We start from the raw sequence: 7,006 nt of genomic DNA on the forward strand, positions 1-7,006 counted from the left end.
CCCGCTCCAGCACAGCCACCCGCAGCTGCTCCACCGTCGGCTCAGCCGGAATCGGCGGCAGCGGATCATCGGACACCCACCAGTCACACCAGTATCAACCCGCCACGCCGAACACCTGAGTAGTTACAACTCGTCAAAGAAAAAGCGCCAGACCCCTTGACAACGATCACCCACATAACTACAAGAAGGGCCACCGGTATCTGACGGTGGTGGTGGACCACGACACGCGGGCGCTCATGGCCGCCGCGGGGCGGGACAAGGCCACGTTGCGTCGGTTCTTCGACGAGCTGGGCCCGGAGCGTTGTGCGTTGATCACCCAGGTCAGCGCGGACGCGGCTGACTGGATCGCCGCCGTGGTCACCGAGCGCTGCCCGAACGCGGTGTTTCTCACGGCGTGTCGCGTGATGATGTGAGGGTGTAGTTCCACTCACCGTGGAAGTCGTGCCGGGTCAGTGGCAGTGCCTCGACGTCCTTCTTGGTGTACCGCAGGCCGGTGGGGTAGTCCTCGGTGTCCAGGACGCAGTGGACGCGTAGCCCGGTGGTCGTGGTGGTGTGGGAGATGAGGTCGACGATGGTCTGGTGCGTGCGTAGTGGTCGCCCTGCCCAGTTGCGGGTGATCTGGGAGAAGAGGCGGTGCTCGATCTGGGGTGAAATGCAACCGGTACGGACCTGGTTTTGGGCATGCCTGTACGCGCCGCGGCGGGTGGGTCACTGCAGCGCTTGGTGGCATCGACTGAGGAACTAGACGGCGGGGCTGTTCAAGGTGAGGTCGACGTGGTAGGTGAGTTGTTCGAGTTGAGCTACGAGCCGGCGGGGCTGTCGTTGTGGGTCACTTCGACGCTGGAAGTAGTCGTCACCGAGGTCGTGGTAGCACTCGCCGGTGCTGAGCAGGTGCCAGACCAGATCGCTCAGGCTGTGGGCTACGGCTACTGCGGCTTTGTTGGGGCCTCGCCGTTTGGCGATCTGACGGTACTGCGCACCGAAGTAGCTTCCTTTGGTACGAGCAGCAGCGCGGGCGGCCTCAACGAGGGCGCGTCGTAGCCAGGGGTTGCCCGGGCTGACGCCGACCCGTCGATGCTTGCCTCCGGATTCGTGATTGCCAGGGCAGACGCCGGCCCACTTCGCCAGATGGCCAGGACCGGGGAACCTGCTCATATCAGCGCCGGTCTCGGCGATCACCGTGTCGATGGTCAACCGGCCGAAGCCGGGTACGGGCAAGAGCAGTTCTCTTGCGCCTTGGTAGGGCTCGGTGCGGATGTTGATCTGCTCGGTCAGTGCCGCCACGGTGCTGTCGAGGAAATCGACATGGTCGAGGATGCGGCGTGCTGCCACGGCGTGGTGAGCGCCGAAGTGCGCAGTGAGCGCTTCGGTCAGGTCCGGGATCTTCGGCCGCAGCTTGCCCTTGGCCAGGTCGGCGAGCTGTGCGGGATCACGCTGGCCGTCGATGAGGGCGTTGACCATCGACCGCCCGGATTGGGTGAGGACCTTGGAGGCCACCGAGGTGAGTTTCCCCTACCTGACATAGTGGTGGTTGCTAGTCGCTGCTCCGCCCGGCGCCGACCTGCTCGCCGTCGACAGCGACGTGTCCGCGCTGCGGCGGGGTGTCCGCGAGCTCCTCTGAGCCGAGACCCGGCCGCCGTGGCACGCCGGCATGAGGGATCATGGGCAGATGACGACACCCATTTCCTCGCTCAGCCAATCGCGCAGCAGGCCGGCCCGTGCCCCGCGGTGGGGCCTGCGGACGCTGGCCTTCCTCGGGCTCGCTCTCGCCTGCGTGATGACGTCCAACGTGCTCCTTCTCCAGGGCGACGACGACTGGGTGCTGGTGACCTTCGCGGGCACGGTCGTCGGGTTCGCCGGTGCGACCTACTGCACCGTCCGTGGCCTGCTGTCGGTGCGCGGGCGCAGCTCCCGCCGGGAGTGACCCCGGCTCAGGCAGTGGGAGCGGTGGATCGCCCCTGCACTTCGACCGGCCACCACTGCACGCTAAACGATCCCGCGGCCGCGGCCGCCCCGACGACAAGCCCGGTGCTCGACCGGGCCTGCGGGTAGACTCGCGCGGTCAGGGCGTGCCCGTCCCCCGCGAAGACCTCGACGACCGAGGCGTCTACGAGCACGCGCACATCCACCCCGCCGTCCCGGTCCAGGCCGACGGGCATCCGGTAGCTGCCGCGACAGGTGCCGGGGCGAGTGCTGGACCGCTGGCGGGAGAGGTACACCGCACCGTCGGCGTCGACGCCGACCTCGGTCCGCTCGCTGCCGTCGGCGGCGGCCAGCACCCCCAGCCACACCCGGCCGGCCGGCCCCGGGGTGAGCCTGGCCACGACGTCCAGGGCACTGCCGGCGGCACCGTCCAGCACCTGCGTGACGCCGGGCTGCACGCAGAGGCCGTCGCTGCGTCCTCCCTCGCCGCGCAGGCTCTCCAGCTCGGCAGCGGGCAGCGTCCGGGGTGAGCCGTCCGCAGCCAGCCCGACGACCCGGGGGACGGTGAGCAGGCCGGCCCAGCCGTCCTCAGCCACGTCGGCGTCGGCGCGAGCCTCCCAGGCCCACCCCAGAGCACGCAGCGGCCGGTGGAGTCCACGGTCAGCGCGGGAGCGTAGAAGTCAGGGCCGTGGTCCAGCCGCCCCACCACGTCCGGCTCCAGCCGGTCGTCGACGAGGCGCCCGCTGGCGTACATCACGTGCGAGGGACCGCCGTCGGTCCGCCACGCGGACAGGACGAGCAGTGCCTGCCGACCGCGGACCAAGAGCTGCGGGCACTCCCAGACGTCCCCCGTGTCGTGCCCGGCCACGACCGGGTGCCGCGCACCGCAGAACGGACCCATCGCGGTCCAGGACCGCAGGTCCTGCGAGCGGTACAGCAGGGCCACGCCAGAGCAGTCCCGGTAGCCCGCTCCCATCAGCATCCGGTACCCGTCCGGAGCGGCCCAGACGAACGGGTCGCGGAACTCCGTCAGCTCCCCGGCCTCCGGTGGCGTCTGCATGACAGCCGTATCCTGCGCCGGCACCCACCGCTCCCACCCCGGCAGGGGCCGGGCGACGCACACGGTCTGGTGCCGGGCGTGGTCTAGGTAGCCGCTGTAGACCAGCCACGGCTCGCCGTCCACCAGCACGGCGCTGCCCGACCAGCAGCCACCCTCATCCGGGCCCCCGGGACGCGGGGCCAGCGCGATCGGGTGCGTCGTCCAGTGCACCAGGTCGCGGCTGGAGAAGTGGGCCCAGTGCACCTCGCCGTGCACCGGGCCACCCGGGTTGTGCTGGCAGAACAGGTGGTAGGTCCCGCCCACCTGGACCGGCGCGTTCGGGTCGTTGACCCATCCCGACGCCGGGCGGACATGGAACCGCGGACGGTGGTGTCCACTCACCCCTTGACGGAGCCAGCGGTCATGCCTCGGACGAAGTACCGCTGCAGCGACAGGAAGACGATCAGGGGCACCACCATGGTCAGGAAGCCACCGGCGGTGATGAGGTGCCACCCCTGTCCCTGCGCTCCCAGCAGCCCGGCCAGCTGCACGGTCATCGGCGCGTTCGACCCCGGGCCGATGAAGAGCAGCGCGATCAGCAGGTCGTTCCAGACCCAGAGGAACTGGAAGATCGCGAACGACGCCAGTGCCGGGGTCGAGATCGGGATGATCAGCTTCCAGAACGTCTGGAAGTGGCTGGCGCCGTCAATCTTCGCCGACTCGATGAGCTCGATCGGCAGGCTCGCCATGTAGTTGCGCAGGATAAAGATCGCCAACGGCATGCCGAACCCGATGTGGGCCAGCCAGGCCGCCGGAAACGTGCCGTTGAGCCCGAAGTCGCCGTAGATTCGCAGCAGCGGCACCAGCGCGACCTGGCTGGGGACAACCAGCAGGCTCACGATGAGGATGAACAGCACGTCCCGGCCCGGGAAGTGCATGAAGCTGAACGCGTAGGCCGCGAACGCCGCGACCATGATCGGGATGATCGTGGCCGGCAGCGTGATCGCCATGCTGTTCACGAACGCCCGGAGCATGTTGCCTTCCACGGCGGCCTCGGCGTAGTTGCCCAGCGTGAAGTCCAGGGGCGAGCTGAGCGCCGTCCACCACCCGGTCGCGTTCGCGGCATCGGCCGTGCGCAGCGACGTCACGAGAAGCCCGATGACCGGGATGATCCACAGCAGGCAAATGATGAGCAGGACGATCTTGACCAGCCACCCGGCGCGACCCTGACCGGATCCGGCACCGTGGTCCTTGCTGGCCATGACCTTGCCGGCCTTGACCTTGTTGGTCTTGGCCGTCGAGGCCGGACCCGAGATGCTGGTGGTCATCGCATGGACTCCTGTTCACGGAAGTTGTGCACCTGGTAGGCCATGATCGGGATGACCGCGATCATCAGCATCACGACGATGGCCGAGGCGTAGCCGGCGTTGCCGTTGGTGAAGAGCTGGTTGTAGAAGTCGACCGCGATCACGTTGGTGTTGAAGTTGCCGTTCGTCATGACGTAGACGATGTCGAACACCTTCATGACGCCGATCGTGACCGTGATGAACACCGTGACGACGGTCGGCCAGATGGACGGCACGACCACCCGGAAGAAGGCCTGCACCTCACTGGCACCGTCGATCCGGGCCGCCTCGATCATCGAGGTGTCGACGCCCTTCAGCGCTGCCGAGAGCAGCACCATGGAGAACCCGACCTGGGCCCAGATCAGGATGACCATCAGGAAGAAGCTGTTGAGCCGGAAGCCGGACTCCTGCAGCCACACGACGGGATCCATGCCGAGTGCCGTGACGATGGCGTTCTGCAGGCCGATCTGCTCCCGGCTCGGGGGGCGGGCCTCGTAGATGAACCGCCAGATGGTGCCGGCGCCGACCATGCTGATCGCCATGGGGAGGAAGATGATGGTCTTGCTGAGCTTCTCTGGTCCCGGCTTCAGCCGGTCGGCGAGGACGGCGACCGCCAGGCCCATGACCACCGTGACGAACGGGACCACGGCGATCCAGAGCAAGGTGTTAAACAGGGTGGACTGGAAGTTGGGACTGGACAGCAGGTCGGTGTAGTTGGAGAAGCCGACGAACTCCGTGGAGTCCCGGTTGGCGAAGCTCATGATGATCGTGCGGATCGCGGGGTAGAGCAGGAACAGGGCGATCGCCGCGAAGGCCGGACCGATGAAGACGTAGGGCTTGAGGCGCTCCTCCCACCTCAGCGGGAGCATCTCGACCAGCTTGTTGACGACGTAGTAGACGATCAGGGCCCCGCCAACCCCGGCAAGGATGGCGATCAGCGCGTTGAGGATCTTGATGGTCACTGGACCACTCCTGGATTGGCAGGGAATCTCGGACGGATGGCCGGGGGGGTGGGCGGACCAGGGCCCGCCCACCCGACCGGAACGCGTACTACTGAGCCGGCCAGCTGGCCTCGATGTTGGCCAGCGCCTCCTCCATCGTCACGGCATCGTTGGTCCAGGAGACCATCTCGCGCCAGAAGCTGCCGGCACCGACCTCACCGGGCATCAGGTCGGACCCGTCGAACCGGAAGTCGGTCGCCGAGTACGCGATCTCGGAGATCTCCTTCATGATCTCGTTCGGCTGCAGGCTCACGTCGAACTGCTTGTGCGCCGAGATGTAGCCGCTCGTCTCCACCCATCCGGTGAACTCCGCGCTGGTGATGTACTCCAGCACCGCGACGGAGTCCTCGTCGTCGCCGCTGAACAGGCCGGCCACGTCGCCACCGCCCAGCACGGGGGCATCGTCCTCCTCGAGGCCGGGCAACTGGAACACGCCCACCTGGTTGTCCAAATCCTGGATCACTTCGTCCGGGAAGCTGCCCGGCAACGCCAGGAAGCTGGCCTGACGGTGCAGGTAGCAGCCCGGCTCCTCCTGGAACATCGGGTTGGCCGCGGTCGCGAACGCGGTGCTGGCGATCGCCTGCGTGCCGCCGAGCACGTTGCCTTCGGTCTTCCAGATGTCCTCGACGTACTGCCCGGCCTCGACCACCATGGGGTCGTCGAACGGGATCTCGTGGTTGACCCACTGGTCGTAGCCCTCGGTGCCGCCGACCCGCAGGACGTAGTCCTCCAGCCAGTCGGTGGCGACCCACCCGGTCGCCGGGCCGCTCTCGATGCCGATGCACCAGGGAGTGGTGCCGTCGGACTTGATCTGCTCGGTCAGCGCGAGCAGTTCCTCGTGCGTCTTCGGGATCTCGTAGCCGGCCTCCTCGAACGGCCCCTTGGGGTACCAGACCAGGCTCTTGACGCTGATCGACATGGGGGCGGCGTAGATCGCGCCGTCCTCGGTGCTGGCGGCCTCCAGGATGCCCGGCACCACGGACTCCTGCAGGGCCTCCATGTCGATCACATCGCGCAGGTCTGCCAGCTTGCCCGACTCTGCGATGTCCAGGGTGATGCCGGGCTGCGGGAAGATCGCGATGTCCGGCAGGTTCTGGCCGGCGACGCGGCTGCGGATCAGCTTGTCGAAGTCCGGGGTCGGGGAGAACTTGACGTTGATCCCCTCCTCCTCGGCCCAGGCACCCACCTTGTCGATGAAGGCATCGGACTGCTCGTTGGCGAAGCCGTACATGACCTCGACCTCGCCGTCCCCGCCGGCTCCCCCGCCACCGGTGTCGCTCCCGTCACTCAGGCATCCGGTCAGCAGCAGTGTGCTCGCTGCTCCGGCGGCGGCCAGTCTCGCTGCGCTCGGCACTCGCATCTCGTCCCTCTCCACTCACTGGGTTCGTTCGCGCCATGGCGCTTGATCGGACCAACGGTGACCTACGTCACGGCAGCCACGGTCAAAGTACTCGGGGGGCAGTCCGCACGCAACGCGGTCCCCAAACCTTTATGCAATCGTTGTCTTGGGACGCGACGGACCCTTGCCCCTGCGGACGTGGGCAAGGGCGTCATGCGCGGGTGCGCCGAGCAGGTGAAGCGGGTCACCCTGGAGCTGGGCGGCAAGAACGCCAACATCGTCTTCGCCGACGCCGACCTGGCAGCCGCGGCGGCCGCGACACCGGGTGGGGCGTTCGACAACGCCGGGCAGGACTGCT

Annotated in this window: 7 protein-coding genes and 4 pseudogenes; 3 read left to right on the forward strand and 8 right to left on the reverse strand. The window is 67.7% G+C overall.

Features of this window, described 5'->3' with window-relative positions; genetic code table 11:
- Positions 1-176: 176 nt before the first annotated feature.
- Positions 177-383, forward strand: a pseudogene (locus tag ACR2FV_RS01340) (transposase); the annotation flags it as partial.
- A 4-nt stretch (positions 384-387) separates the two neighbouring features.
- Here ACR2FV_RS01340 and ACR2FV_RS01345 read toward each other — a convergent pair.
- From ACR2FV_RS01345 to ACR2FV_RS01355, 3 genes and pseudogenes are all read right to left on the reverse strand, one after another.
- Positions 388-645: pseudogene (locus ACR2FV_RS01345) on the reverse strand (ISAzo13-like element transposase-related protein); the annotation flags it as partial.
- A gap of 96 nt (positions 646-741) precedes the next feature.
- Positions 742-1,497 carry a transposase gene (locus ACR2FV_RS01350; protein WP_434013930.1) on the reverse strand — a complete coding sequence of 252 codons (756 nt, stop codon included), beginning with the start codon at positions 1,495-1,497 and terminating at the stop codon, positions 742-744.
- Between the two features lie 37 nt (positions 1,498-1,534).
- The gene (locus ACR2FV_RS01355) at positions 1,535-1,663 is read right to left on the reverse strand and encodes a hypothetical protein (RefSeq protein ID WP_434013931.1); all 129 of its coding nucleotides are present in this window, start codon (positions 1,661-1,663) and stop codon (positions 1,535-1,537) included.
- 6 nt (positions 1,664-1,669) lie between these two features.
- Between ACR2FV_RS01355 and ACR2FV_RS01360 the strand changes: the two genes are divergently transcribed.
- Positions 1,670-1,924: a hypothetical protein gene (locus tag ACR2FV_RS01360; RefSeq protein ID WP_434013932.1), complete on the forward strand. Its 255-nt coding sequence runs from the start codon at positions 1,670-1,672 to the stop codon at positions 1,922-1,924.
- Between the two features lie 7 nt (positions 1,925-1,931).
- Here the strand turns inward: ACR2FV_RS01360 and ACR2FV_RS01365 are convergent, their stop codons facing one another.
- The 5 genes and pseudogenes from ACR2FV_RS01365 to ACR2FV_RS01385 all read right to left on the reverse strand — a co-directional run bounded on the left by ACR2FV_RS01365 (position 1,932) and on the right by ACR2FV_RS01385 (position 6,669).
- Entirely contained in the window at positions 1,932-2,519 is a 588-nt protein-coding gene (locus tag ACR2FV_RS01365) for a GH32 C-terminal domain-containing protein (RefSeq protein WP_434013933.1), read from the reverse strand.
- A gap of 41 nt (positions 2,520-2,560) precedes the next feature.
- Positions 2,561-3,475 (reverse strand): annotated as a pseudogene (locus ACR2FV_RS01370) (glycoside hydrolase family 32 protein); the annotation flags it as partial.
- On the reverse strand, positions 3,361-4,290 hold the full coding sequence (locus ACR2FV_RS01375; protein ID WP_434013934.1) for a carbohydrate ABC transporter permease: 930 nt from the start codon (positions 4,288-4,290) through the stop codon (positions 3,361-3,363). The pseudogene ACR2FV_RS01370 and the gene ACR2FV_RS01375, both read right to left, overlap by 115 nt.
- Positions 4,287-5,270, reverse strand: a complete 984-nt coding sequence (locus tag ACR2FV_RS01380; RefSeq protein ID WP_434013935.1) for a carbohydrate ABC transporter permease — start codon at positions 5,268-5,270, stop codon at positions 4,287-4,289. The genes ACR2FV_RS01375 and ACR2FV_RS01380 overlap by 4 nt, the downstream gene beginning before the upstream one ends.
- Positions 5,271-5,358: 88 nt before the next feature.
- The gene (locus ACR2FV_RS01385) at positions 5,359-6,669 is read right to left on the reverse strand and encodes an ABC transporter substrate-binding protein (protein ID WP_434013936.1); all 1,311 of its coding nucleotides are present in this window, start codon (positions 6,667-6,669) and stop codon (positions 5,359-5,361) included.
- A gap of 177 nt (positions 6,670-6,846) precedes the next feature.
- Here ACR2FV_RS01385 and ACR2FV_RS01390 point away from each other — a divergent pair.
- Positions 6,847-7,006, forward strand: a pseudogene (locus tag ACR2FV_RS01390) (aldehyde dehydrogenase family protein); the annotation flags it as partial.

Origin of the sequence: Ornithinimicrobium sp. (assembly GCF_051004135.1) — a bacterium.
Taxonomy (GTDB): domain Bacteria; phylum Actinomycetota; class Actinomycetes; order Actinomycetales; family Dermatophilaceae; genus Ornithinicoccus.